Genomic DNA, 25,942 nt, shown 5'->3' on the forward strand with positions numbered 1-25,942 from the left:
TGAATTATTATGGAAGATTCCAATACGCTGTCTTTCCCATAATACTTATGTCTTGGCCATCTGTCATCAAAGGGATTGACGAAGAACTAAAACTCCAAAAATTAACATTCTCAACGTCGATGAAAAAATATTCATTTATTTAGCATGAAAGTACATGAGGAAATCTTCCTCACGTGCTCTCTTCATTCTGTTTTTCCGTTATTGCAAATATTTCACTCATTATTTTTATTCGTTCATCAACGGAAAATATCTCGGTCTCGACAATCTTCCTCTTTTGAGTTTCTCCCTTTTTATATCCAGTTTCATCTTCGTACATCTCATCGTTTACGATAAGATGCCATATTATCGTTGCAATTTTCCTTGCCAAGGCAATTATTGCCTTGGAATGTCCAATTGACTTCTTTTTTCTGTTAAAAAACTCTTTTAACTTGCTATTTTTCGTTCTTGCTGCTGCCTGAGAAATCTGCGTCAGAATCCATCTTGCTGTTTTCGATCCTCTCTTTGTGATTCTTCCGTTGTGGTATTTATCTGCAGATTGATACACATTAGGAACCAGACCAAGCCAGGAAGCAAGCTTATTTCCAGAAGAAAAATCCTTAAAGTTGCCTATCTCAGCAAGTAGAGTTGCAGCACCAAGTTCTCCTATGCCAGGAACTGACATTAAAATCTCCATTTCTCTTTTATGCTTTTGATAAGCATAATTGAAAATTTCTTTTTCTAAAGCTTCGATCTCATCATCAAGACTCTTTATGAGTTTCAGACAGATCTGAAGTCTGAATGCAGCACTTTGAGAGATTTCTCGATCAAGAATTTCTCTTATCTGAGCAGCTTTTTTCCGAACATTTGGAGAGAGGCTTGCTATAATCTGGTCAACACTCTTACCTGAAGAGATTCCTGATAAGATCATTCTGCCATTCTTGCCAAAAATGTCTGTCAGTGCATTCTTCAGGTTTAACATTTCAGATGCAAGAATTGAGTGAGCTTTATTTTTTATATCTGTTCTTTTTTGTACAAGTGTTAACCGAAGTCGAACATATGACCTAAAATCTCTCTGATCCTTTGGGAAAACTCTTGATGGCTGAATCATATTATTAAGTGCAAGTTGCGCAATGACTTCTGAGTCGATCTTATCTGTTTTTTTATGAGTAAATACCTTCATATCTCGTGCATTTCCAACTATTACAGGTAGATAATTTATCAATGAATCATGAATCGGAACCCAGAAATCACTTGTTGATTCACATGCAACAACATTACATTTTTCTGAGATTACCCATTTTTTAAGGGCTAAAATTCCCTCATCATCTCTGTTAAAACGTTGCTGTTGTTTTTCACCAGATAGACTGAGAATTGTAGCAATGAAAAAGAGTTTGTGAATATCTAGACCACAAGCTTTGTTTATGACTTCAATCAAATTAGATCACCCAATTTGGTTTGGGCAGTGGAATTGCCTAAAAGGCCAATTTAGCATCCATGATCAAAGTCACATTTGAGCCTTCGATGGCAATTCACTGATTAGTTTTAGTACGGTTTTGATAAACCAAAAACAAGACAACCTTACTGCCCAAGGTAATGAGGAGATCAATAGTCAAAAAATGTGGGGTAAACTACTTTCATTTATTTGTGCCTGTTATTCGAAGAATTTCATGTGCGTTTTAGTGGATCTTGCTCACGAATTGGAATGCAGCAAGTGGTGATGCTCAGATTCTTAAGTTTCAATCCTTGTTTAGCATGAAAGTACATGAGGAAATCTTCCTCACGTGCTCTCTTCATTCTGTTTTTCCGTTATTGCAAATATTTCACTCATTATTTTTATTCGTTCATCAACGGAAAATATCTCGGTCTCAACAATCTTCCTCTTTTTAACTTCTCCTTTTTCGTACCCGGTCTCATCTTCATACATCTCATCATTTATGATAAGATGCCATATTATCGTTGCAATTTTCTTTGCCAAGGCAATAATTGCCTTGGCATATCCAATTGACTTCTTTTTCCTGTTAAAAAACTCTTTTAACCTGCTATTTTTCTTTCTTGCTGCTGCTTGAGCAATCTGGGTTAGAATCCATCTTGCTACTTTTGATCCTCTTTTAGTGATTCTACCGTTGTGGTATTTATCTGCAGATTGATACACATTCGGAACTATTCCAAGCCATGAAGCAAGTTTATCTCCCGATGGAAAATCACTAAAATTTCCTATTTCAGCAATAAGAGTTGCTGCACCAAGTTCTCCAATACCTGGAACTGACATTAAAATTTCCATTTCTCTTTTATGCTTTTGATAAGCATAATTGAAAATTTCTCTTTCCAGAGTTTCAATTTCATCATCCAGATGTTTTATGAGATTTAGACAGATCTGAAGTCTGATTGCAGCACTCTGAGAGATTTCTCTGTCCAGAATCTCTCTTATCTGAGCAGTTTTTTTCCGAACATTTGGAGAAAGGCTTTCTATAATCTGATCAACATTTTTACCTGAAGCAATTCCTGACAGAATTGCTCTACCATTTTTTCCAAAAATGTCTGTCAGTACGTCACCTAGACGTAGCATTTCAGAAGATAGAATTGCATGAGCTTCATTTTTTATATCTGTTCTTTTCCTTACAAGAGTTAACCTGAGCCGAACATATGACCTGAATTCTCTGTGCCTCTTTGGGAAAACTCTTGATGGCTGAATCATATTATTCAATGCAAGTTGTGCAATGAATTCTGAATCTATCTTATCTGTTTTTTTGTGTGTAAATGCTTTCATATCTCGAGCATTTCCAACTATAACAGGCAGATGATCTATCAATGATTCATAGATTGGAACCCAGAAGTCACTTGTTGATTCACAAGCAACAACATCACATTTTTCTGATGTTACCCAATTTTTAAGGGATAAAATTCCCTCATCATCTCTCTCAAAACGCTGTAGCTGTTTTTCCCCAGATCTGCTGAGAATAGTAGCAATGACAAAAATTTTGTGAATGTCTATACCACAAGCTTTGTTTATTTCCCCTTCCAATTTATATTACCCCATCATTTCCATGGACAGTGGAATTGCCTCAAAGGCAATTTGGCATCCGTGATCAAGGTCACATTTGAGCCTTCGATGGCAATTCAACGATTAGTTTTTTCACGGCTTCGAAGAACCAAAGAGAAGACAACCTTACTGTCCTAAGAGAATGATGGAGCACATAAACAAAAAAGGTAAGTTAAAAGGACTTTCATTGATTTGAGCGTGTTATTCAAAGAATATCATGTGCGTTTTCTCTCACTTTTCACTGTTTTGAGTAGATAACTTTATTCTTTTCCTAAAATATTTATAAATAATATCAAATAATATAAATTGTTAATTAATTTATTATTTATATACTTAGTAGATAAATTTGAATAGTATTATATAGTAGGTTGTCAAATAGATATATTCATACTCTGGATATGCCATCTAAAAATAAAGCTTGAAAACTCTAGGTAATACTTTTCTCTTCATTTAAAAACTGGTAGTGCCTTTGAGTAACTGATTATGGATGTGTTTTTTAATTCTTGCAAATAGGTAAGTATACTATTGTTGATCAGGTTTGATAATTAAATGAAATTAAATCAAGGTGAACGTCTGTGAAAATCGTGGACTATAATCTAAAAAGCGTCTACTTTATTTCGAGAAGAGTCCTTAAGGTTTTTAAGGGTTCACAGTTTATATATATTACAAAAGTAAAAATTATCAAAGAAATTATTATATCAATGCGTCCAAAACAATGGTACAAAAATTTTGTATTATTTGCAGGCATTATCTTTTCATTAAACTTATTCCACGTTTATATGTGGATTACTGTATTTTTCTCATTCATTATATTTTGTACAGTATCTGGGTCTGAGTACATCATTAATGACATAATGGACAAAGAAAAAGACAAAAATCATCCCAAAAAGCGTAATCGTCCCATTGCTTCAGGAAAATTAGATACATCAAATGCACTCATTTTTGTAGCTATTATGCTCTGCACAGCATTTACTGGAGCATATCTAATAAACGTTCAATTTTTAGGAGTCACTTTGGCTTATTTTCTTTTAATCGTTTTATACTCTTTATTTCTAAAGCATATTGTTCTTATCGATGTTATTACTATTTCATTGGGTTTTGTACTAAGGGCAATTGCAGGCTGTTTAGCAATAAAAGTTTCCGTCTCCCCCTGGCTGATTGTATGCACCTTTTTAGCCGCACTTGTCCTAGCAATTGGGAAAAGAAAGAATGAACTGATGTTGCTGGAAAATGGAGCAACCAAACACCGTAAAGTCCTGAGTGATTATTCACCAGAAATACTAGACAAAATGATGACTGTGGTTACCAGTACATTGATTATGTCTTATTCTCTTTATACATTTTTTACAAGTAATACTTGGATGATGATAACAATACCCTTAATAATTTATGGATTGTTCAGATATATCTTCCTCGTTAATTCTAAAAATATGGGAGGAGAGCCAGAAATGTTGTTTAAAGATAAAGGAATGCTATCGTGCATGGTTTTGTGGGGATCCTCAATAATTGTAATGCTTGGATCGAGGTTATGAAATGTCAATACTACAAAAATATACTAATGAAATACTGATCAAAAAAGAATATATAATCGTTTCTATTATTTCATTATTTATATTTATAATCGGAATCCAAATAACTCCTGGTCTTACAGTAGATTCATTGAGGTATATTTCTGTTGCAGAAAAAATCGTCACAGAGGGAGCACTTTATCCTATAGAAGTACATAGTAGTTCATATGCCTCTTATGCAACAACAATAAGTCCTCCACTGTTTGAATATTTAATTTCGGCGTTTTTACTCCTTGGCTTTGAAAAGCTCACCGCTGGTGGCATGGTTTCTTTGCTTTTTTTGGCACTTCTTCCATTTCCAATTTATTACTTAGCAAAAGAAGTGAATAATCGGAAAATTGGCTACTTATCAATTCTATTTATGATTTCGATGGTTTCAACGTGGTATGTTGGTACATATGTATGGACTGAGATGACTTTTACTTTTCTTTCTTTATCTTCACTTTATTACTGTATAAAATATATAAATATCAATCGGACTAGAAATCTCCTCTTATGTTCTATCTTTTGTATGCTATCGTGCCTGACAAGATGGTTTGGAATCATTTTAGGTATCTCAATATTTTTAGTATTTTTATACAGACATTATACAGAGAATCGCCCTTCTAGAGTTGTGTTATTACTTTATTCAATAATTTCTTTTTCCCCTGTTAGTATTTTGCTTTTGAGAAACATTCTATTTAAAAGATCTGTCTACCCAACTTCAGGACTAAGAGTGAAATTCTTAGATATTTTCATTGTTCCTATCGGATCGATTTTAATGGATTTTTTCTATCCATTTTATATGTATTTCTACAAATTAATTCTTCTTATTTATCATAACAAAATTTCTATCAGCTCAATAAATCTCAATTTTAACTTTATATATAGTTTAGCAATATTGGTATCAATAATTTTATTCATTTTGCTGATTAGACTCATAATTAAGTTCATAGATAACTATCGATCCATAAAAGATAAAATATTGTTGTGTAAAAGAAAAATTGTTATTTTACCGGTGATACTATATCTGGTTTTATACCTTCTTGGATTAATGTTTTTGAAATGTATCTCTTCTTTTGATCCTCTTGGCACAAGATTTCTTTTCCCAGTGTACCCTTTAATAATCATAATATTTTTTTACTTGTATAATACAATGATTTCATGTTTATACGGAATTGACAAGTTACAAGTAAAAAAATGCTTTTTTGCATTCGTAATATTATTTTTATTATTTCAGAGTATTAGAACTTCGTACTTATTGATATATCAAAAAGATGGGAAAGGATACAGTTCCCCAGAAGTTAAAAGTTTTACAACATCCAACTCGTTTATTTTTTTGAAGAGTAATTGAAATAAATTAGATCCAATCTACACTAATGTTGATACCTATGCTCTGTATACGAATGTTGACATTAATATGATGAAATACTATCTTGACTCAAATTTAAACGATAATATTATAAAAATTAATGAAAACGCAATACAAAAATCGTTAGATAATAGAACTATTTTCTATATTCAAACAAATAAACAAAAAGATGAAGAACAAATATTGGAAAATCTGATGACTAGTAATATGTTTACCAGATGCATAAAAGATGAGAGCTATGAAGTGTGGATAAAAAAAGGCAGAGAACATGACTTTAAGATTTGATCTACATATTCACTCGAAGTATTCTTCAGATGGTGTTCTAGACCCAAAGAAAATTGTAAAAACCGCGATTAAAAGAAACTTGAAGGGAATTGCTATTACCGACCATAATACGATAAAAGGAGGATTAAAAGCAATAGAGTATGAAACTAAAGATTTTAAGGTAATAGTAGGTTCAGAAATTATGACTGATCAAGGAGAAGTTATTGGACTTTTCCTTTCAGAAGAAATAAAATCAAATAATTTGATAAATGTGGTATCTGAAATCAAAGCTCAAAATGGAATTGTAATCGTTCCGCATCCTTTCGATGAAATGAGACGTTCAGCACTTCACCCAAAAGAAGAATGTGCTTCTCTAATCGACTGTATAGAAGGCTTTAATTCCAGATGTATTTTCCAAAAGTACAATGATAAAGCTGTTGAATATGCTAATAAACATAACTTACCACTTGTCGCTGGAAGCGATGCCCATTTTGCAAATGAAATTGGAAATGCGGGAATCGTTACCCAGAGTGAAGATTTGCAAGACGCGATAATTAAAAATAACATTGAGATATTCGGAAGCCGATCAATGTTTATTAACCATGCTTTTACCAAGGGACTGAAAAGATGGCGAAAAATAAGATATGGATGATAGTTCTTTTTACAATTATAGTTTACATTATAATGGGAGTATATGCTGACGTTGGAAAATTGTCCCTTACTATATCCGAATTCCGATGGCAGTACTTTCTCCTTTTGATAGGCCTAACTACAGTAGGTTATTTTATTAGGTATATCAAATGGGATCTTTTTCTGAGAGCTACAGGTTTACACCTTGATTATAAAGAAAATCTCTTCATATTTTTCAGTGGACTTTCAATGATTGTAACTCCAGGCAAGCTAGGTGAAATCTGGAAAAGCTGGCTTATTAAAGATATTTCTGGGGAAGAATTAAGCAAAACTCTTCCTATTGTAATTATGGATCGAGTGACCGATATAGTAAGTCTGGTACTTCTTTCTTTTCTGGGTATTTTTTACTACAGAAAAGGAATTTCTTTTCTAATCGTTCTTTCTATTTGCTGCATAGGATTTTACATTGCCATAAGATCACAGTCAATTTCTGGTAAAATGAAAAAAGTTCTTGAGAAAAAATTTAGTAAGTATACAACTGATATGCAATTGATGCATGAAACCATGAATAAAATAACAGAGCCGAAAATCTTTGTGTCGCTTTCCCTGTTGAATGTTCTTGCGTGGTTTTTCGAGTGTATGGGGCTTTATTATGTGGTCATCGGTTTTGGGCATTACATAAAGATTTCACTCTCAACGTTTATATTCAGTTTTTCCTCCCTAGCAGGAGGAATAAGCATGGTCCCTGGGGGTATAGGAGTGGCAGAGGCAGGTATATCAGGGCTTTTAATTTTAAACGGTATTTCTCCAGCATTGTCTGTTGGAATAGCCCTGATTCTCCGACTTGGATCCTTCTGGTATGGAGCACTTTTAGGATTTACAGTTCATGTGATATTTAAAAAGAAATTTATGAGAGCTAAGGAAAATTTAGGTAACGGGGTTAAAAATGTCTAAAGTTGCAGTGCTAAAAACACATCCAAGTACCATTACAGATGATTACTCTAAATTGATGAGACTTGTAGAATATGAAAAAATAGTTCCAAAACAAAATAAGACAGTACTAAAAATAAACCTTTCCTGGTCTCTTTATTACCCAGCTTGTTCGACACCTCCCTGGCAACTTGAAGGAGTATTAAAAACGCTTCGAAATGACGGATACAAGAATGTAGTGGGAGTGGAGAATCAGACCGTTGTAACCCATCCATGGAAAGGATCTTACTTGAATAAATGGCTTCCAGTACTCAAAAAGTATGATACAGAATTTAAACCACTAACAAATGTGAAATGGACACCCTATAATCCGAAGTCTGAAATGCTTGCAATGTACGATATATTTGACGAAATAATCGTTCCTGAGGCATTTATAGAAAGCAATGTGATTCACCTCCCAACAGTGAAAACTCATGGACATACAACGACCACTGGTTCGATGAAAAATGCATTTGGAGGCCTGATCCCTAAAAGAAGACACCATGCCCATATAAAAATACATGAAGTTTTGGTTGATCTTCTATCCATCCAGAAAGAGATCCATAAAGGAATTTTTGCAGTTATGGATGGGACTGTATGTGGAAATGGGGCTGGCCCAAGAACAATGATTCCATACATAGGAAATCTAATTCTGGCAAGTGACGATCAGGTTGCTATCGATGCAGTCGCTGCAAAGATGATGGGTTTTGACCCTTTAAATATAAATTATATTCACATGGCTCATGAAAGAGGATTGGGAATGGGTGATACTGACCAGATAGAAATTGTAGGGCTGGAAAAAAGCGAGTATAATAAGATCAATTTTGGCTTTGAAGTCCAAAAAAGTCCGGTCGTCAAATGGGATCAGAGGATTCGAAAGGGCACATCAAGTATAAAGTGGCTTCATTCCTTATTATTTCACTCCCCAATTTTCAGGACATTTATCTTTGCATCCGAAACTTACCATGATAAACTGTGGTATCCTACTGCGGGGAAAAAGAATATTGAAACATTTATGAAAACCGAATGGGGAAAACTATTTGAAAGCTACGAATACGGAAATTATCCTAAATATACTGAAGTAAAAGAGTGGAACCCTTACTAATAAATCAAATTGCGTGCGGCCACCCCAACCTAAAGGATGGGGTATGCTTCGGGCCGCCCGCCCGGTTTCTGGGGAATAGTTAAGTATCCATTTACAAGACTTTCTTGATGCAGAGTTTCATTACCACCTTATGTAACCATGAGACTAAGAAACCTACTTTACAAAGAAGCAACGGTACAGAGGTTTAAACGAAACCAAAAAGAGGCGAGGGTTCACTTCATCCCCAATCTAAAGAATGGGGTATTCGTGACCCTCTGCGCTCCCGTAGTAATAAACTTTCTTCGTGGGGAAAATTCCAAGCGAATCTCCCACAATGAAAGTGTTTCTGAAATGTCCTAGATGGTTAAGGAGTGAGACCTGATTTCCAAAACTCCAAATTGCTTCCTTTAGATTACGAACTAACAATTATCAGTCGAATACAGAATTCGGCTATAATGGAGTTGCCGACATAATAGCAAATGGACAAATGATTCTCGATTTATAGATTGCTTCTAGTGTTGCGTCAATCTTCAAAGATTCAACGCTTACGAATAATTACAATTGATTTGATACGACATTTTACTGTTGACGCGACACTAGGGTATTCACAGTATTTGTAGTACAGAACTTGGTAAACTCTATATGCTCTTTTTTTTGAAAAAAAGAAAAGTAGAGACTCTGTAAAGGAAAATGATGAAATAGAAGGAGAGGAGTCAGGCAAAAATTCAAAGAAGTTACAGACTTCAATATATAGTCACGAGGTTAAACAATGCAACTGCTCAATAAGGTACGACATTAGAAGTTCACGTAAACTACAACAAATAACTCAAACACAAAGAAGGCTACCTATATGAATTTAAAAAATAATTTAGCAAAAGTTACACAAGCTTACTGCAGCATTGTCGATAATTTTTTCCAATGGATACTCATAAGAATTTTGATTAAAAAAAGTACTTATCTAAAAATTTTAAAATCGGTATATATAAATGAAAAAACAATCTTAGCATGTTTATTTTTAATTGCTCTCACTATTCGAATCTCAGTATATGCAATTTTATCCCCTGCATATTATCCATTAGATCCATCTGACCTTTCAAGCGATTCAAGAGCTTATGATCTGAATGCTATAAATGGGATCACAAATGGTGAATTTTCAACATATTGGCAGCCAGGAATCAGTTTTATCTTAGGTATTATATATCTTATTTTTGGACATAATATAATAATTGCATCCTTATTATTAATTCTGATTGGTTCATATGTGGGAATTATCTCATATTTAATTTCTAAGTACATATTCTCTCAGAAAAAAGCTGGATATTTATCTTTTTTTTTAATAGCTATTTATCCCTATCTTATCTTAGAATCTCCAAAAATAATGTCTGATACCTTTGCTCTGTTTATTTTTACATCATCTTTATACTATATTATAAAAGATTTCAATGAGAAAAGGCTAAAATATTCTTTAATTATTGGCTTTCTTACAGGAGTATTATTGTTAACAAGGCCAAATTATTTTTGGGTTCCTCCATTGTATTTAATACTCACAGCCAATTCATTTAAAGGTGAAGGATATTTATTTTTGCTAAAAAAATACATATTTTTTTCAATCACGCTTTTATTGGTAATAACGCCTTGGATTATATATACAGATACGAAACTAGGAGAACCAACGCTTACAACTAATGGAGGAGTGAATTTTTATATAGGCAATAATCATAATTCAACAGGAAGGTATTGTGACCCATATGGCCTTAAAGAGAATAATAGTGAAATATTAAGAAGTAGAGAGGGTTTTAAGAAAGGATTAGACTATATTTTTACTTATCCAGCAGATTATTTCGCGTTGTGTTTAAAAAAAATTGATTTATTACTATATATTCCCCAAAGATTACCATCTGAGTTGACAACTCATTCAGACTCAAATATTACAGAAATGTTGTTCAGTTCTATTATTAATCTGGGATTCATTGCTATCCAACTCGTTGGTATAAGAGGACTAATATATTCAAAAGGGCAAATTAAAAATAAACAAATATCTAATTTTATAATAGGTAGTCTTTTTTTCTTGTACACAACACCTATCGTTTTTTTTGTTTATGTACGAGCTACCATTCCTATCATATTTATATGGATACTTATTTCAAGCCCATACTTAGTTTATATAATCAAAGTTGCGCTGGCGCACCCAGCTGCAAGCAATGGTGTATGTTCGCACCACCACTAAATTCCGTTAAAGGAAATAATACCCCTAAACAATTTAGTTTGAGCAGAAGTTAATAACCGAAAATGGAATTGAGAAATCACATTATCATCAACGGTTACCGGGGAAGTTTCCCATCCCCGCAGCAAGCTAGCTAGGTATTCGACTGAAATAATGATGGGAAACCAAATTTTACATAAAAAAGATTTTATTTAGCATGAAAGTACGAAATAAAACTGGCTCCCAACGCTCCTTTTAATCTTCTGCTCCTTATCAAATTTAAGCCTTCTATGGCAATTCACTGATTAGTTTAGCAATGGTTTGAAAAACCATAGTTAGAACAACCTTACTACCCAGGATAATGACGAGATCGATAGGCAAAGAAAGGTAAAGTAGAATACTTTCATTTCTTTGTGCCTGTTATTCGAAGAATATCATGTCCGTTTAGCATGAAAGTACGAAATAAAACTGGCTCCCAACGCTCCTTTTAATCTTCTGCTCCTTATCAAATTTAAGCCTTCTATGGCAATTCACTGATTAGTTTAGCAATGGTTTGAAAAACCATAGTTAGAACAACCTTACTACCCAGGATAATGACGAGATCGATAGGCAAAGAAAGGTAAAGTAGAATACTTTCATTTCTTTGTGCCTGTTATTCGAAGAATATCATGTCCGTTTAGTAGAAAATCCTACTTGAAAAAAGCCATGATGGACTTGAAGGCAGTGTGCCTAATCTTCTGTAAATTTTACTATATACCCCTTATTCTTCTTTTTTGATTACTGCTCCATTACTATATACCTGTTTCCTGTAATCCAGTCTTCATTAATGTCTATCAGTATTGAGACTACCAGTCTCAATACTGATTCTTGGTTCGGAAATGCTCCCACAACTCTACTTCTTCTTTTTATTTCCTTGTTAGTTCTCTCCATCATATTTGTTGTCCTTATTCCTCTCCAATGACTCTGTGGAAACTGCATGTAGTTCATTACATCATACTGAAAATGTTCAAGAGTATCAGCTGCACTTTTATATCCCATATTATCCAGTTCTCTGATCAAATCCTGTAACTTCTGACGGTCTACCAATGCTTCTTTTATTTTCTCTGATACTTCTTTCTGTTTCTTTTTTGGAACCTTTTTTAGAACTTGTCTTATCAGATGAACGTGACACATCTGCCAGCTTGATCCAATAAAGGATTCTCTAACTGCTTTTTGTATCCCTTTATGACCATCAGAAACAACTAACTTTACACCTCTTAACCCTCTTTCTTTAAGGTCTTCGAATAGACCTTCCCAGAATAGAGAGTCTTCACTGTCTGCCAATCTTACTCCAAGAATCTCACGTAAACCGTCATCTCGGATTCCAGCAACTACAAAAAGAGCTTTAGGGACCTTAAAAATTGTTTGAGATAACCAGTTATTTAAACGCTTTATTCTTGGAAAAGATGATTCAGTTTAATTTCCCCGCCAAAAATACACCCTATTTTTGTCTAAAAACTAATTTTACTCAATTATAAAGCGCAAAATTTATTGAGGAGGACAGCTAATCCTCCTCTGGTGTTTGTCTATGAAACCTCCGCTTATCCCAATAAACGAAGATTACAAATGGAAATTGCTTTCAGAGATATTAAACGTTTTTGATTTGCGATCCACTAAACAAATTCTTTCACAATATGAGATACTACCTCTCGAAAAATCCATTCCTTCCCTGAAAATCGTCATTCTAAGCATGTATTTTTGCCTTGAGATTTCCTACGTAGTCAGAGAATTGGAAGAAAAGAAGAAATTACGGAAATTTATGAGAATCAAGTTAGTGCCTTCTGAAGATGAAGTCTACAGCATTATGAGTAGCTTTGATCCAGATCAGTTCATCAACTTCGTTATTGGGTTACTTAATAACATTTGTTCTCGTCATAAAAGAGGTATAAGCCACATCATAATCGATAGCACAGACATCAATCTTGACCTTAACTGGTTTAAGAGGAAAATTAGCAAAAAAATGCTAAAAGATCGAGATTTTAAGTGGGGACACTCTAAACATAGAGGTTATTTCATAGGGATGAAGCTAAGTCTTGCTCTGGAATATCCAAGCTTAAAACCGTTAGCATTCATTGTTAATGAAGCAAACATTAGTGAGTACACGGTTTATCCACAGATTCTTGAAGAGCTAAATAGAAGAAGGAAAGAAAGAGCAGGAGACATACTTTATTTCTACAGAAGTTATTACTCATATGAAAATTATGTAATAGGAATAGCAAAATAAAAGATAGTTCCTGTAATTTTTCCAAGGAGTAATTGTAATTTTAACAAACTTTTTGGTATGCTAAGCTATCCTCTTAATATATTTGATTCAAAAAGAAATACAGAGGAAGAAAAGAAGCTTTACGGGAAACTGGTTGTAAAGTTTAAGTCTTTGATTGAAAAATGGGGAGAACTTAGGCCTATTAGATATCTCATAGAGGACGTGTTTAAATTAGCCAAAAAGACATGCAATATGGAGAATTTACACAGATATACGATGCGTTCTGTAAAAAAATACTGTTCTCTAACTGTATTTTTGACAGGGACAGTCATAGCTTTCTTTATTAATGATAAAAAGGGATTAAAACGCTTGACTGAGAGTTAAGAATAAAAGCACCATATATCGTTTCAAAAGTCCTCTGAATCCCACATATATGCAGAATTACTGTCAACAAATCTGATACATTCTCTGCAAATATTGTACTCCAACGTAACTGTGTATATCTAGCCATTTTTTCAGGATGAGTTGTTGAGTTTCTTACAAGAGAATATATTCTTCTGCTAACGATTAGTGCCAATATTGCTGTCCAGATTAGAGCTTCAATTACCTGCACATTCTTTGTTTCAAGAACGTCTAGCGCGTATTTGCTTTTCAATTCTTTGAAAAGCAGTTCTATGTCCCATCTTGCTCCATATAGGTTTGCAATATCTTTTGCATTCAAAATATCTTTCTGAATATTTGTGATATAAATATGGTACTTTTCATCCTCGTCATTATAGACTGCAACAAGACGTACAATCATCTCATCCTGTTTTTGTTTACCTTTGTATACTCTTCTTTTAAACTTTATTTTCACAACAGCATCAAGATCTTTCCCAGAAAGTTGTTTAATGCATTCACTAACAGTTTTTCCAGCGAACTCCTTGCTTTTTGTCTTAGAAAGTCCCTCTTCAACAGAAACAAGAATAGGATCCATATTTTTCCTTATTCTTGAAACAAAATATCCTCCATTTTCCTCAACCCTTGCAAACATCTGAGTTTTGTAAAAACCAAGATCAACAAGCAGAATACGATCTTTGATCCAGGGACCTATTTTTAATGTCTTGATCTCAGCTGTTTTTTCAGAATACAGGGCAACTGTTTTAGGTCCGTTAGCAACTGCGCTTACCATAACCCCCACTTTTATGCCTGCAGCTACTTTTCTTGTTCTTGCTACTGGAAATTTGTCTGCTAAAGAAGAGTGAAGACGAACAATTGTACTGTCCTGAATGAGAACATCTTGGAAGTTTTCGAGTTTCTTGCTAAGTTTTCTACCAGGTTCTTTTGCAAGTTCTTCTATGCCGTGAATTACACACTGATGTAGGAACTCAACAAGTTCTGGAGTGAAACGATAGTACCAACTGCTATCGCTTATGATTTTATGAGACTCAGTTTCATATTCTCGTTTCAAACTGGCAAGTGTACGCTGCAAGCGTACACCAAAACTCAGAGTTAAAACCCAAAAGATGATGACAGGGTCAATTTTACGTTCACGTATTATAAGACCAGTTTCTCTGGCAGTTTGCCTTAACCACTCTTCGGGAAACATTTCCCGAAGAGAGTCCTCAAGAGTAGGTGGAGAACGAGGAGACATAGATACAAAGATTAGAATATTATTATAAAAGCATATACATTTCCTGGAGGCTGCTGATTATTCTTCGAATCAACGTGCTTGGGGGAGCATAAATTCGGAGAGACTGTATTGGGGGATGCAGTAGATACAGCACCTCTGGGCTTCTTCTTGCCTTACATATTTAAAAGGTTTTTGAAAAGGTTTTTGTTAAATTTGAGAACAGTCTTTTTATCAAAAAATTTCATATAATTTTTTAATTTAGAGAGCTTGTGCATATCCATTTTTTTAGAGCCTCGAAAATTAATTTTGATACTGTATGGAATTTTATTTAATAGGTTATGGTACATAAGCGTAAGTTATTTATAGAATAAAGAGGAAATAGGATTCCGTATTCCTTTAAAGAAAGAAGAGAATAAAACTAGAATAAAGGAGAACCAGTTAATGAATAAAATGACAGAGAAGAAGCTTTCAAAGCAAATATCACAAGGATCTTTGTTTGGGAATGGGATGCTTTTAACCTCTGAAGAACTTTATGAGAGATGTTGGGGCCATTCATACAATATTAATCTAAAATTAAAAACAAATTGGAAAAAAGGAACATGTTAAAAATTTATAAATGAACAAACTTTAGACAACCTCCAGAAAGTTATCCACAGATTAATAAAAACCAACTTGAAAATAGCGAAAACACAAAATGGGGTATAAAATGGAATACGAACTCGAAGAAGTAGAGAGAGATTACATCATGTTTAGAAAAGAAATGGGAGAAGAATAAAAATAGAAGGAGTAAACTAGCCTCTTAATAGTCTACCAATATATCAGCCTCAAACAAACAACCTCCAAAACAGACAAACACCAAAACAGACAACCTCCAAAACAGATAACCTCCAAAACAGACAAACACCAAAATATCTAAAAACTTGTGTGAGCTCATCACAAAACTTGATAATCGTTCAAAATTCAAGACTCAGAGAGCCAATTTTGAGTTTTGTGATGAACTCGAAATTAAAATAAAAATTCAAGGGGTTTTATTCATGAAACATTTAAAAATATGTCCAAAATGCCACGCTAAACTGAAACTGCGCTCAGACGGTGAGATCCAGTACTGTAGTGTTTGTAAGTACTGGACAAAAGTAGGTACTGCAAGGCTCGATTCAATAATGATTTTTGGATGAGGAGTCTGCATGAAGCTCGACGTAAAATGACAACATTAACCCTCAAAAAAGGGTACATTATTATCATTTTTAAGGAGACGATATTAAGAATCAGGATTGTCAGGCAAGATTTTCCAGATAGAATAGGATTTTTCAGAACGACTAAACATAGTTAAAGTTTACAAAAAAGTTTACAAAAAAGAGAATATAAGCAGGATAAATCCTGCCTCTTATTAAGCCTCTTTTCAAATAAGTTTCTAACTTCAAAACATTTACTTTCTTGACTCAATTGTGCTCTGGGCAGCTACGAGTCTTGCAATCGGAACTCTGTAAGGAGAGCAGCTTACATAGTTAAGACCTATATCATAGGCGAAGTGAATGGACCTTGGCTCTCCGCCGTGTTCTCCACAGATTCCCATTTTGAGGTCGGGTTTGACAGAGCGACCTTTTGATATACCGATTTTCATGATCTCGCCAACGCCTTCCTGATCCAGGACTGCAAACGGATCGTGCTCAATAATTCCTGCTTTCTGGTAGATAGGCACGAATTTGGACACATCGTCACGGCTGAACCCGAAGGTTGTCTGGGTCAGGTCGTTTGTCCCGAAGGAGAAGAAATCGGCTTCCTGAGCAATCTGGTCTGCGACAATTGCGGCTCTGGGCAGTTCGATCATTGTTCCTACTTTGTAATCGATCTTTACGCCTTTCTCAGCCATGACTGCCTCTGCCATCTTGCAGACTTCTTCCCTTGTAATGGCAAGCTCTTTTACAAGACCCACGAGAGGAATCATAATTTCAGGAGTAATCTTCATTCCCTCGTTTGTAAGTTCACAGGCTGCTTCCATGATTGCGCGTACCTGCATATCATAGATTTCCGGATAGGTGATTCCAAGCCTGCATCCCCTGTGACCAAGCATAGGGTTTATTTCTTTGAGGGAAACCACACGCTGAATGACCTTCTTTACCTCGTTGATCTTTCCGGAAGAATCTCCTGAGGCTTCGAGTTCCCTGAGCTTTGCGTCAAGCTCTTCCTTGTCAGGAAGGAACTCATGAAGTGGTGGGTCAAGCAGCCTGATAGTAACAGGCAGGCCTTCCATGCTGCGGAAGATTCCAAGGAAGTCTTCTTTCTGCATAGGAAGTAACTTTTTAAGGGCTTTCCTCCTGGACTTCTCATCTTCGGCCATGATCATTTCCCTTACTACGGGAATCCTTTCTTCTCCTAAGAACATATGTTCAGTTCTGCAAAGTCCTATACCTTCAGCCCCTAGTTCACGGGCTAGACCTGCATCTGCCGGATTATCTGCATTTGTTCTTACTCCGAGAGTCCTGATCTCGTCGGCCCACTGAAGAATCTTCTTTAGATCCTCATTAATTTCAGCATCAATCAGCTCTACTTTCCCGATAATTACACTGCCTGTGCTTCCATCAATGGTAACATAATCATGCTCCTTGACAGTGTAACCATTTACCATAAAGAGGTTGCTCTTTGTATCGATGGATATGTCTCCACAACCCACAACACAAGGCTTTCCCATACCTCTTCCAACGACTGCTGCGTGAGAGGTCATTCCCCCACGTACGGTGATGACACCCTGGGCAGCTGCCATTCCTCCGATGTCTTCAGGGGAAGTTTCGGTCCTGACAAGAATTGTCTTTTCTCCCTTCTCAGCCATTTCCTCGGCTACTTCGGCAGTAAATACAACTTTTCCTACAGCAGCTCCGGGTGATGCAGGAAGTCCCTTTGCGACTACTTCCAGTTTTGCATTGGGGTCAATTCTGGGGTGCAGGAGCAGGTCGATGTGTTCGGCTTTAACCCTTGTGACTGCGGTTTCCTTATCAATCAACCCTTCTGCTACCATGTCAGTTGCTAACTTTACGGCTGCGGCAGCTGTACGTTTTCCTGTTCTGGTCTGCAGCATGTAGAGTTTTCCTTCCTGGATAGTAAACTCTATGTCCTGCATATCTTTGAAGTGGGCTTCGAGCTTCCTACAGATATCAACAAGCTGATTATAGGCTTCAGGAATCTTATTCCCAAGAGTATCAATAAAGTCAGGAGTTCGGATGCCTGCAACAACATCTTCGCCCTGTGCGTTGATAAGGTACTCTCCGAAGAATTTCCTTTCTCCTGTAGACGGGTTTCTTGTAAAAGCAACTCCTGTGCCTGAGGTATTTCCTCTGTTCCCGTAAACCATGGTCTGTACATTGACAGCTGTGCCCCAGCTGTCATCGATTTCGTTAAGCTTTCTGTATGTGATGGCTCTTGGATTGTTCCAGGAATCAAAAACAGCATCAATTGCCATCTGAAGCTGGACCTTCGGGTCCTGGGGGAACTCAAATCCTTTTTCGAGTTTGATTACTCCCTTGAACCTTTCAGCCAGATCTTTCAGTGCTTTTGCATCGAGATCGGTGTCAGACTCGACTTTAAGTTCTTTTTTCTTATCCTCAATAAGGGACTCGAACTTGTCGAAGTCAATTCCTAGAACTACGTCTCCAAACATAGAGATAAATCTGCGGTAACAATCGTAAGCGAACCTTTCGTCATTGACCTTATTTGCGAGTCCAAGAACAGATTTGTCCGTGAGCCCAAGGTTAAGAACGGTATCCATCATCCCCGGCATGGACACCCTGGCACCGGACCTTACAGAAACAAGCAGTGGATCTTCTGGGTCCCCCAACTTTTTGTTGTTTAAGGTCTCGAGCTTATCGATCGCTTCTTCAACCTGTTTGAGTACTTCTTCAGAATACTTCTTACCTTTCAGATAAAGTACGCAAACTTCAGTTGTTATCGTAAAACCTGGTGGTACGGGAATTCCGAGGTTTGCCATTTCGGCTAGGCCTGCGCCCTTACCTCCAAGTAAGTCTCTCATGCTAGCTTTGCCATCAGTTACATCCTTTCCAAAAAAATATACGAACTTGGACAATGAGTCTCCTCCTTAGAATGAGATCATTAATCGGAGTTAGTGACCGTAATAATAACCAGAATTATGGTCTGATTGCTGCCAACAATGTCCATTTAATATATAAGCTTGTGGTTTCCTTCTCCTAGTTCTTATATTCTACTATATTAAATTAGTTAAGACTAACATATAATATAGTTCTTGCGATATCTTTATATATAATGAACGTAGACTACATATGCTTTTCAGTTTACAATATATAGCCATATTTATGGCTGACAGAAAAACATGCTCAAAGCCAGGATATTTTTGCCCTGAGCTGGAGAAAATAGCTATTAACTATTCGTGGCTGATATGAAACGACTCGGTAAAGTGCTGCACAGAACAGGTGTTAAAAACCTGATAATTAGAGGGGATGAGGTAAAACCCGAGAATATCTCAAATGGTTTTCCTAAATTGAATTCGGTCGTTGTAGATAAAGCCCTGAATCGGATTGGTACGATCGTAAGTGTTTTCGGACCAGTAGACCATCCATATTTTTTAGTGAAGGGCTTTAAACGAACTCCTGATTCAGAATTTAGAGCTCTTATTGATGAAAGAGTCTATATTCAGTGAAAGCTCTGACATGAATATGCACTTGAATTCTATATTATGGTTAAACATTAACTAGGTTATATATTTTTTGCTAGTTACAGCCGTGATTTTTCTTATCCTGCCTTTTAGATATCTACTGTAATTTCAGTGGTGCAGCCAAAAATACCGGAAATATACACATATGATTGTTTTAGTTTGTAAGGTGATATGATATGGTAGAAGTCGAAAGAGTTCGCTATTCTGACACTCTTGAAAGAGAAAAAATACGTGCCATGATCAAAGCTCGCAAAGAGAAACAAAAGGAGCAAAGTTTTGAGAAAGAAAAGGCCGTGTGTCCAGAATGCGGCAGCAGAAACCTCGTCCACGACTATGAGCGAGCCGAACTCGTGTGTGGGGACTGCGGACTTGTCATTGATGCCGATTTTGTGGATGAAGGCCCAGAATGGCGAGCTTTCGATCATGATCAACGTATGAAGCGTTCCCGTGTGGGTGCGCCCATGACATACACAATCCACGACAAAGGGCTTTCCACAATGATTGACTGGAGGAACCGCGACTCCTATGGAAAGTCAATATCTTCCAAAAATCGTGCTCAGCTTTATCGTTTAAGAAAATGGCAGCGTAGAATCCGTGTAAGTAACGCAACTGAAAGAAACCTTGCATTTGCACTATCTGAACTGGACAGAATGGCTTCGGCTCTCGGTCTTCCGAGAACTGTGCGGGAAACCGCAGCTGTCGTCTACAGAAAAGCTGTGGACAAGAACCTTATCCGTGGAAGAAGCATTGAAGGTGTTGCCGCAGCCGCTCTTTATGCTGCTTGCCGCCAGTGTAGCGTCCCAAGAACTCTTGATGAAATCGAAGAGGTATCCAGGGTCAGCCGGAAAGAAATCGGAAGAACTTACCGTTTTATTTCCAGAGAACTCGCACTAAAGCTCATGCCCACGTCTCCTATAGACTATGTCCCAAGGTTCTGTTCAGGCCTTAATCTTAAAGGAGAAGTCCAGTCAAAGAGCGTTGAGATCCTGAGGCAGGCTTCCGAAAAGGAACTCACAAGCGGGAGAGGTCCCACAGGAGTTGCTGCCGCTGCAATTTATATTGCTTCCATTCTCTGCGGTGAACGGAGAACTCAGCGGGAAGTTGCAGATGTAGCCGGGGTTACGGAAGTCACTATCCGAAACAGATACAAAGAGCTTGCAGAAGAGCTGGATATAGAGATTATTCTCTAAGTCTTCCCTCATTTTTCTTTTGCCAGCACTTTTTCTCTTTTATTTAGAGAAATGCCCTGTTTTTTACTGGTTTGTTTAATTAAGTCACTTCCCCGGGTCTTCCCGCTTGCGGAGATTTATTTCAAAACGGGATTTTAGATACCTTTAATTTTTTGATCCATAATGCTAACAATTGAAGTTTTGGAAGCTCTTCTATTAGGTTTTTCTGTAGGGCTTACAGGCGCACTTGTTCCGGGCCCAATGCTTTTTGCAACTATAGAGATATCACTAAAAAAAGGCTGGCTTGCAGGCCCACAGGTAGTATTCGGGCATATGCTTGTGGAAGCTGTGCTCTACGTGCTGATTCTCGTAGGAGCTGCTTCGTTTGTTGACAGTGGCATAATTTCATTAATCTTCCTAATAGGAGGGCTTTCACTTCTGGTATTTGGACTTCTTACCTTAAAAGAAGCACGAGCTACAGCTTCTTCTACTCAGATTTCTCAGAATTCCTCAAGCTTGAAGCTGGTTTCCAACCCTGCCCTAATAGGCCTGGTTACTTCAGTTTCGAACCCGTACTTCTGGATCTGGTGGCTGACCGCTGGCGGAGCTCTTGTACTTAAAGAATATGAACTGGGAATTCTAATTGCAATGGCTTATATGCTCGGTCACTGGGCTGCAGACCTGGGCTGGTTTACTGCCATATCCGGCTCATTCGGACGTGGTAAAACCCTGCTCTCCCAAAAAATGCATAGATATATTCTCTATACCTGCGGGGTATTCCTCGTAGTTTTTGGGTTGTACTTCATGCTTAATTGCAATCATTCGATTCATTTATCCTGAGCACGGGCATGGATAGCTTAATAACAAAAGGACAACCTTAGGCTTCCAAAAGGCGATTTCCCATGAAACGGCAGTGCATAAAAGTTCCTAAAAAGAAAGGAGAACCTGTAAGAAGAATACTCCTTGAGCTTGAAATTCTGGATAACTCCGTAAAAATAAGTGCAGATGAGGCATTTCTTTATATTCCCCTGACCAGAGAACCTGCCTCTGACGAGCTGGAGAGTTTTCCTACAGAAATTGAGCTTATCGAGTTCGATTTCAAGCCCCAAGAAAAGAAACCTGTTCCAGAAGACCTTCTTGGTTTCAGCCCTGCTTATGAAGTTATAGGAGATATCGCCCTGCTGGAAGACCCTGAACTTGACAAGGAGAAAGCCTCAAGAATTGCCGATGCCCTCCTTTTAACACATTCGAATATAAAAACAGTGCTCAAGCCTCTTACGCCTGTTATCGGGGAATTTCGGGTTAGAGAATTTGAGGTCGTTGCGGGCGAGCCGAGAACTGAAACTATTCACAGAGAGTACGGCTGCCGTTACAAAGTCGACCTTGAACGAGCTTATTTTACTCCCCGCCTTTCGACCGAGCGCTCAAGAATTCTTTCCCGGGTTAAGGACGGAGATATCGTTGTCGATATGTTTGCAGGCGTCGGCCCTTACAGCATCCTGATCGCAAAGAGCAAAAAGCCTTCAAAAGTCCTGGCAATCGATAAAAATCCAGAAGCTGTGCGTTATCTCAGAGAAAATATAATTCTTAACTCTGCGAAAAACATAGAAGCAATCGAAGGAGACGCCCGGGAAGAAGCAAAAAAGTTTGCAGGCACTGCCGACCATGTGATTATGAATTTGCCTCATAGTGCTTTTGAGTTTCTGGACTCTGCAGTTCTCCTGACAAAGCCCGGCGGAATTATTCATTATTATGGGATAACTCCTGAGGACGACCTCTTTGAAAGCTCTACAGAACTTATAAAGGAAGCTGCGGAAAAAGCAGGCAGGAAAATCGAGGTTCTGGAAAAAAGAGTAGTCCGTTCGTATGCGCCTCACCAGTATAATATCTGTATACAGGCAAGGATTGTTTAAAGGAGGATAAAATTATTTTAAGGAATGACAAAATTATTTTAAGGAAGCTAAAACCTTAAAAAGGTGGCCGTATTATTTAAATAATGTCAGGGTTATTCAGACGTCGCAAAAGCAAATAGCTCCGCCCGAGCGAAATAATTAAATTCTTGATCTATATATTAGGTCTGCTTATTCTTTCTATGCATTTGCCGTCGTGGCTTAGCGGTATAGCGGCTGATTCGTAATCAGCAGGTCGAGGGTTCAAGTCCCCCCGGCGGCTCTTTTTCACTATTTATATCGTGTTCATCATTTTTTATATTCATTTTTTATATCATCTTCTGTCAATAAAAAGGTCGACAACTCGATAACAAGATCTGGTTTTAAAAAAGAAAGAAATTAAGTTTTGGAAAAGACATAACGAGCTTGCTTTATCTTCAAGCTTTCAGGCCTGCAGCATAGCCTTTCGGGAAGCAGTCACTGTAGCCTCTTTCATAGCCTCTATCATAGTCAGTTTTAGTGGCCGTTCTCTCTATAAATGCACTGTAGGGCTTCTTGCTGTCGACTTTGCCTTCTCTAAATCCGTCTTTATAGCCATCTCTGCAGCCGTCTTTATACCCGTTATCATATTCTCGCTGGCTTGCTGTTGCCGCCGCAGCTGTTAATGAAACTACAAAAATGACTAACAGCAAGACAGCCATTGTCTTTTTCATACTCATTTGTTGATCCCCCAATTTATCCCAACTTAATGGATTTGCGGATGCTGGATTTTCAATCCATCCAGTGTTGGCAGATGCATTCATTTTACCAATGGGTCGATTCAGCGTATTTTTGATGAGGATGATAACAGCGATAGATTCTATCCTCATTTTACATACTTGGATTTGCCAACAGAGGCAATTTCAAACACATGCAATAGAGCAATTATTAGTTATTTATTATAATATTGGTAGAAATATAAATATCGAAGGAATTTAACTAATAATTACAAAATGGGGTATTTTTATTTGAGATTTCCTATTAATATTCACATTAATTATATTTATTATATTAATATTTCTCCAACAGCATTTTTTTCATTGATTCATCAAATTTGGAACTTAAGCTCATGCATCTTTGTTTAAGTGAAAATCAATGAAACTTACCCTGTTTCGTAACATCTCTCCAAAATATTTATTGATTAGGAGCTAGAATAGGTAGCGATTTTAGTTTTGGAAAATAAGTATTCATCCGAAGAAAAATCAGTTTGTGGATACTGATCTTGGGAATAAAACAAATTAAGTAAAAAGAGAAAAAGCACCTGCTTGAGATGCTTAAACTTGTATTTAGAACCTTATATCCTTGTCGCAGATAAGCTGATTGGTCTGCACATCGATGACTTTGATATTGACAGTATCACCAGAAACTATTGCGTGATCTGTCTCACCTGTGCTGTCTTGAAGTGGCGTATCATCAGAAACTGTTATCAATTCTAGTATCTTTATATCACCAACGTTCATAGTTCCAAGACCATCGTCATCAGTAGTAATATCATCAGTTCCAAGACCATCAGCATTAATTTCAACGGATGTGCCACCATTAACAGATGCCATAACTTTTGTTATTGTGGAATCCTCGAAGTGAACCGCATCTCCACCAAGGTGCTCAATTTTTATAGATGGCGCATCGAATGCATTATCAGGGATATGACTTGCTTTAATATCAAGGTTCGCCTGCGGTGCAGATTCAGTAGTTCCCTGGCCAAATACGGAAGATCCGATTGCGGCGGCGAGGATGACGGTTATTGCAACCATCAAAATGACACCGATAACCGGGGAAACTGCTTTATCATCTTTTCTAAACAATTTCTTGAAATCCATATGTTTCTCCCTCCTGGTTAAACGTATTCGGACAGGAAAGCCCGCCAGATACCTTTAACACCTGAAATATAACATTAACAGTTAGTATTTATATTAACTGTGTGCCTTTTTACTTTTCATAAATATTTAAACTTTTGCTGAGTGTAATAAAGAGTTATCTAGTTCCACTCCCATAATTAGATCAGCAAGATATCTATTAGCAGTTCTAGTTTAATAAATTTTCTCAGACAGTCAGATTAATAAGTTATTAAAAACATTTTAAAAAGTTAACAGTTGAATTTTTAGAGGGTGGTTTTTATCGTGGAGGGTAAAAAGCGTTGGGCATTTTGCCAGGACTGTCGGGGTGTTTCAGAAGTATATGGGCAACTGCTCATGATAAGCATAGTCGTTATAGCCTTTTCTACAATAGCCATAACTGTATTTTCCGATGGGGGAGCTGTGAAGCCGGAACATATTCCGCATACAGACTTACATGAAAATATCAAGTATATTAATAACGATGTTTATGCTATCGAGATTGTCCACAGTGGGGGAGAATCTATTGATCTCAAATCAATAGATATTTTACTTAATGTCAACGGACAGCAACTTACTCCATATAATGCATCCGATAAATCCAACTTCAAAGTCAAAAATCCTGATGACACTTTCAGGACCAGAAACTCAGATGGTGATTTTATAGTCGAGAACTCGGAAGATCCGGATTATATAAACAATGTTTTCTCGCTTGGAGACTGCATTGTAATTTACACTACTGAGGACACTATTACTGTTACAGGAGAAAAGATAGATCTCAAGGTTGGGGATGATATAGATATGTTCTTTGTGGACACGCCTTCCCAGCAGGTTGTCCAGAGAACCGTACTCCAGAAAAGCTATGGAAAAATTCCTGACTGGATTACTCCTCACCCTTACGGAAGTGTATATGACAACTCCTCAACTCCAGGTGAATGGTTGCCTACCGAGCTGGTTGACGGGATCAATGATGGTTTTATCACGGAGTGCCAGATGTATAAAGACAAGTGGTCTAGTGAGATGTTCACTTTTGGCATAGACGCAGATGACATGAACATCAATGATCCGTTAAAAGCAGTTCGCTTAAAAATAGTATATAGTGGGCATGACAGCAGTATGAAAAACTTGACACTTGAAATTAACGATGGAAATCCAAATGAGTGGATCATTGTTGATTACGATATGACTAGATATTATAGCTACACTGAATGTGATAAGAACCTAGAACCCTACAATCTGAAACTGATGGACCTGGGTGTAAATACAACTGCAGAACTAGAAAACCTGTCAGTCAGGTTTTCAGCATATGGACAGGCAGCTAGTGACAATAAAATTGGCTGGGTTGATTTTATCGGAATCCATGTGGAGTACTAAATATAAAGAGCAG

The 25,942-nt window shown here is 36.9% G+C and carries 19 protein-coding genes, 1 tRNA gene and 2 pseudogenes; 15 read left to right on the forward strand and 7 right to left on the reverse strand.

Annotation, left to right across the window (positions count from 1 at the left end):
* Positions 1–169: 169 nt before the first annotated feature.
* The gene (locus MSBRW_RS17760; protein WP_011306413.1) at positions 170–1,414 is read right to left on the reverse strand and encodes an IS110-like element ISMba20 family transposase; all 1,245 of its coding nucleotides are present in this window, start codon (positions 1,412–1,414) and stop codon (positions 170–172) included.
* Positions 1,415–1,756: 342 nt separating this feature from the next.
* Positions 1,757–3,001 carry an IS110-like element ISMba7 family transposase gene (locus MSBRW_RS17765; RefSeq protein WP_048136577.1) on the reverse strand — a complete coding sequence of 415 codons (1,245 nt, stop codon included), beginning with the start codon at positions 2,999–3,001 and terminating at the stop codon, positions 1,757–1,759.
* Between the two features lie 593 nt (positions 3,002–3,594).
* Between MSBRW_RS17765 and MSBRW_RS17770 the strand changes: the two genes are divergently transcribed.
* The 6 genes from MSBRW_RS17770 to MSBRW_RS17800 all read left to right on the forward strand — a co-directional run bounded on the left by MSBRW_RS17770 (position 3,595) and on the right by MSBRW_RS17800 (position 11,112).
* Entirely contained in the window at positions 3,595–4,551 is a 957-nt protein-coding gene (locus MSBRW_RS17770; protein WP_011306411.1) for a decaprenyl-phosphate phosphoribosyltransferase, read from the forward strand.
* A gap of 1 nt (position 4,552) precedes the next feature.
* Positions 4,553–5,920: an ArnT family glycosyltransferase gene (locus MSBRW_RS24400; RefSeq protein ID WP_048102686.1), complete on the forward strand. Its 1,368-nt coding sequence runs from the start codon at positions 4,553–4,555 to the stop codon at positions 5,918–5,920.
* Positions 5,921–6,206: 286 nt separating this feature from the next.
* Entirely contained in the window at positions 6,207–6,854 is a 648-nt protein-coding gene (locus tag MSBRW_RS17785) for a PHP domain-containing protein (RefSeq protein WP_011306409.1), read from the forward strand.
* On the forward strand, positions 6,830–7,786 hold the full coding sequence (locus tag MSBRW_RS17790) for a lysylphosphatidylglycerol synthase transmembrane domain-containing protein (protein ID WP_011306408.1): 957 nt from the start codon (positions 6,830–6,832) through the stop codon (positions 7,784–7,786). Before MSBRW_RS17785 ends, MSBRW_RS17790 begins: the two co-directional genes overlap by 25 nt.
* Positions 7,779–8,906, forward strand: a complete 1,128-nt coding sequence (locus MSBRW_RS17795) for a DUF362 domain-containing protein (RefSeq protein WP_011306407.1) — start codon at positions 7,779–7,781, stop codon at positions 8,904–8,906. The genes MSBRW_RS17790 and MSBRW_RS17795 overlap by 8 nt, the downstream gene beginning before the upstream one ends.
* A gap of 829 nt (positions 8,907–9,735) precedes the next feature.
* Complete coding sequence (locus tag MSBRW_RS17800; RefSeq protein ID WP_011306406.1) at positions 9,736–11,112, forward strand: ArnT family glycosyltransferase; 1,377 nt, start codon at positions 9,736–9,738, stop codon at positions 11,110–11,112.
* 753 nt (positions 11,113–11,865) lie between these two features.
* Here the strand turns inward: MSBRW_RS17800 and MSBRW_RS17805 are convergent.
* Positions 11,866–12,474, reverse strand: a pseudogene (locus MSBRW_RS17805) (IS256 family transposase); the annotation flags it as partial.
* A 181-nt stretch (positions 12,475–12,655) separates the two neighbouring features.
* Between MSBRW_RS17805 and MSBRW_RS17810 the strand changes: the two are divergent.
* Positions 12,656–13,714 (forward strand): annotated as a pseudogene (locus MSBRW_RS17810) (transposase).
* On the opposite strand, the gene MSBRW_RS17815 reads toward MSBRW_RS17810, so the two are convergent.
* Complete coding sequence (locus MSBRW_RS17815; protein ID WP_011306403.1) at positions 13,674–14,963, reverse strand: IS4 family transposase; 1,290 nt, start codon at positions 14,961–14,963, stop codon at positions 13,674–13,676. The pseudogene MSBRW_RS17810 and the gene MSBRW_RS17815 overlap by 41 nt on opposite strands.
* 420 nt (positions 14,964–15,383) lie before the next feature.
* On the opposite strand from MSBRW_RS17815, the gene MSBRW_RS22730 reads away from it, so the two are divergent.
* A complete protein-coding gene (locus tag MSBRW_RS22730) occupies positions 15,384–15,548 on the forward strand; it encodes a hypothetical protein (protein WP_155398363.1) in 165 nt (54 codons plus the stop codon).
* Positions 15,549–15,976: 428 nt separating this feature from the next.
* Positions 15,977–16,117: a hypothetical protein gene (locus MSBRW_RS23100; RefSeq protein WP_196298011.1), complete on the forward strand. Its 141-nt coding sequence runs from the start codon at positions 15,977–15,979 to the stop codon at positions 16,115–16,117.
* A 251-nt stretch (positions 16,118–16,368) separates the two neighbouring features.
* On the opposite strand, the gene ppdK is transcribed toward MSBRW_RS23100, so the two are convergent.
* Positions 16,369–19,017, reverse strand: coding sequence for a pyruvate, phosphate dikinase (gene ppdK, locus MSBRW_RS17820; RefSeq protein ID WP_011306402.1), 2,649 nt, complete (start codon positions 19,015–19,017; stop codon positions 16,369–16,371).
* Positions 19,018–19,347: 330 nt separating this feature from the next.
* Here ppdK and MSBRW_RS17825 point away from each other — a divergent pair, with 330 nt between their 5' ends.
* The 5 genes from MSBRW_RS17825 (at position 19,348) to MSBRW_RS17845 (ending at position 22,964) form a co-directional block, all read left to right on the forward strand.
* Positions 19,348–19,608, forward strand: a complete 261-nt coding sequence (locus tag MSBRW_RS17825; RefSeq protein WP_011306401.1) for a Gar1/Naf1 family protein — start codon at positions 19,348–19,350, stop codon at positions 19,606–19,608.
* A 191-nt stretch (positions 19,609–19,799) separates the two neighbouring features.
* On the forward strand, positions 19,800–20,813 hold the full coding sequence (locus MSBRW_RS17830) for a transcription initiation factor IIB (protein WP_011306400.1): 1,014 nt from the start codon (positions 19,800–19,802) through the stop codon (positions 20,811–20,813).
* Between the two features lie 162 nt (positions 20,814–20,975).
* Positions 20,976–21,632, forward strand: coding sequence for a LysE family transporter (locus MSBRW_RS17835; RefSeq protein WP_011306399.1), 657 nt, complete (start codon positions 20,976–20,978; stop codon positions 21,630–21,632).
* 62 nt (positions 21,633–21,694) lie between these two features.
* Entirely contained in the window at positions 21,695–22,705 is a 1,011-nt protein-coding gene (locus MSBRW_RS17840; RefSeq protein ID WP_011306398.1) for a class I SAM-dependent methyltransferase, read from the forward strand.
* A 187-nt stretch (positions 22,706–22,892) separates the two neighbouring features.
* Positions 22,893–22,964: transfer RNA gene (locus tag MSBRW_RS17845), tRNA-Thr, on the forward strand.
* Between the two features lie 154 nt (positions 22,965–23,118).
* Here the strand turns inward: MSBRW_RS17845 and MSBRW_RS17850 are convergent.
* Complete coding sequence (locus MSBRW_RS17850; RefSeq protein WP_011306397.1) at positions 23,119–23,400, reverse strand: hypothetical protein; 282 nt, start codon at positions 23,398–23,400, stop codon at positions 23,119–23,121.
* 606 nt (positions 23,401–24,006) lie between these two features.
* On the reverse strand, positions 24,007–24,540 hold the full coding sequence (locus tag MSBRW_RS17855) for a type IV pilin domain-containing protein (protein ID WP_011306396.1): 534 nt from the start codon (positions 24,538–24,540) through the stop codon (positions 24,007–24,009).
* 300 nt (positions 24,541–24,840) lie between these two features.
* Here MSBRW_RS17855 and MSBRW_RS17860 point away from each other — a divergent pair, with 300 nt between their 5' ends.
* Complete coding sequence (locus tag MSBRW_RS17860) at positions 24,841–25,929, forward strand: type IV pilin N-terminal domain-containing protein (protein ID WP_011306395.1); 1,089 nt, start codon at positions 24,841–24,843, stop codon at positions 25,927–25,929.
* Positions 25,930–25,942: the final 13 nt, after the last annotated feature.

Source organism: Methanosarcina barkeri str. Wiesmoor, assembly GCF_000969985.1.
Classification (GTDB): Archaea; Halobacteriota; Methanosarcinia; order Methanosarcinales; family Methanosarcinaceae; genus Methanosarcina; species Methanosarcina barkeri_B.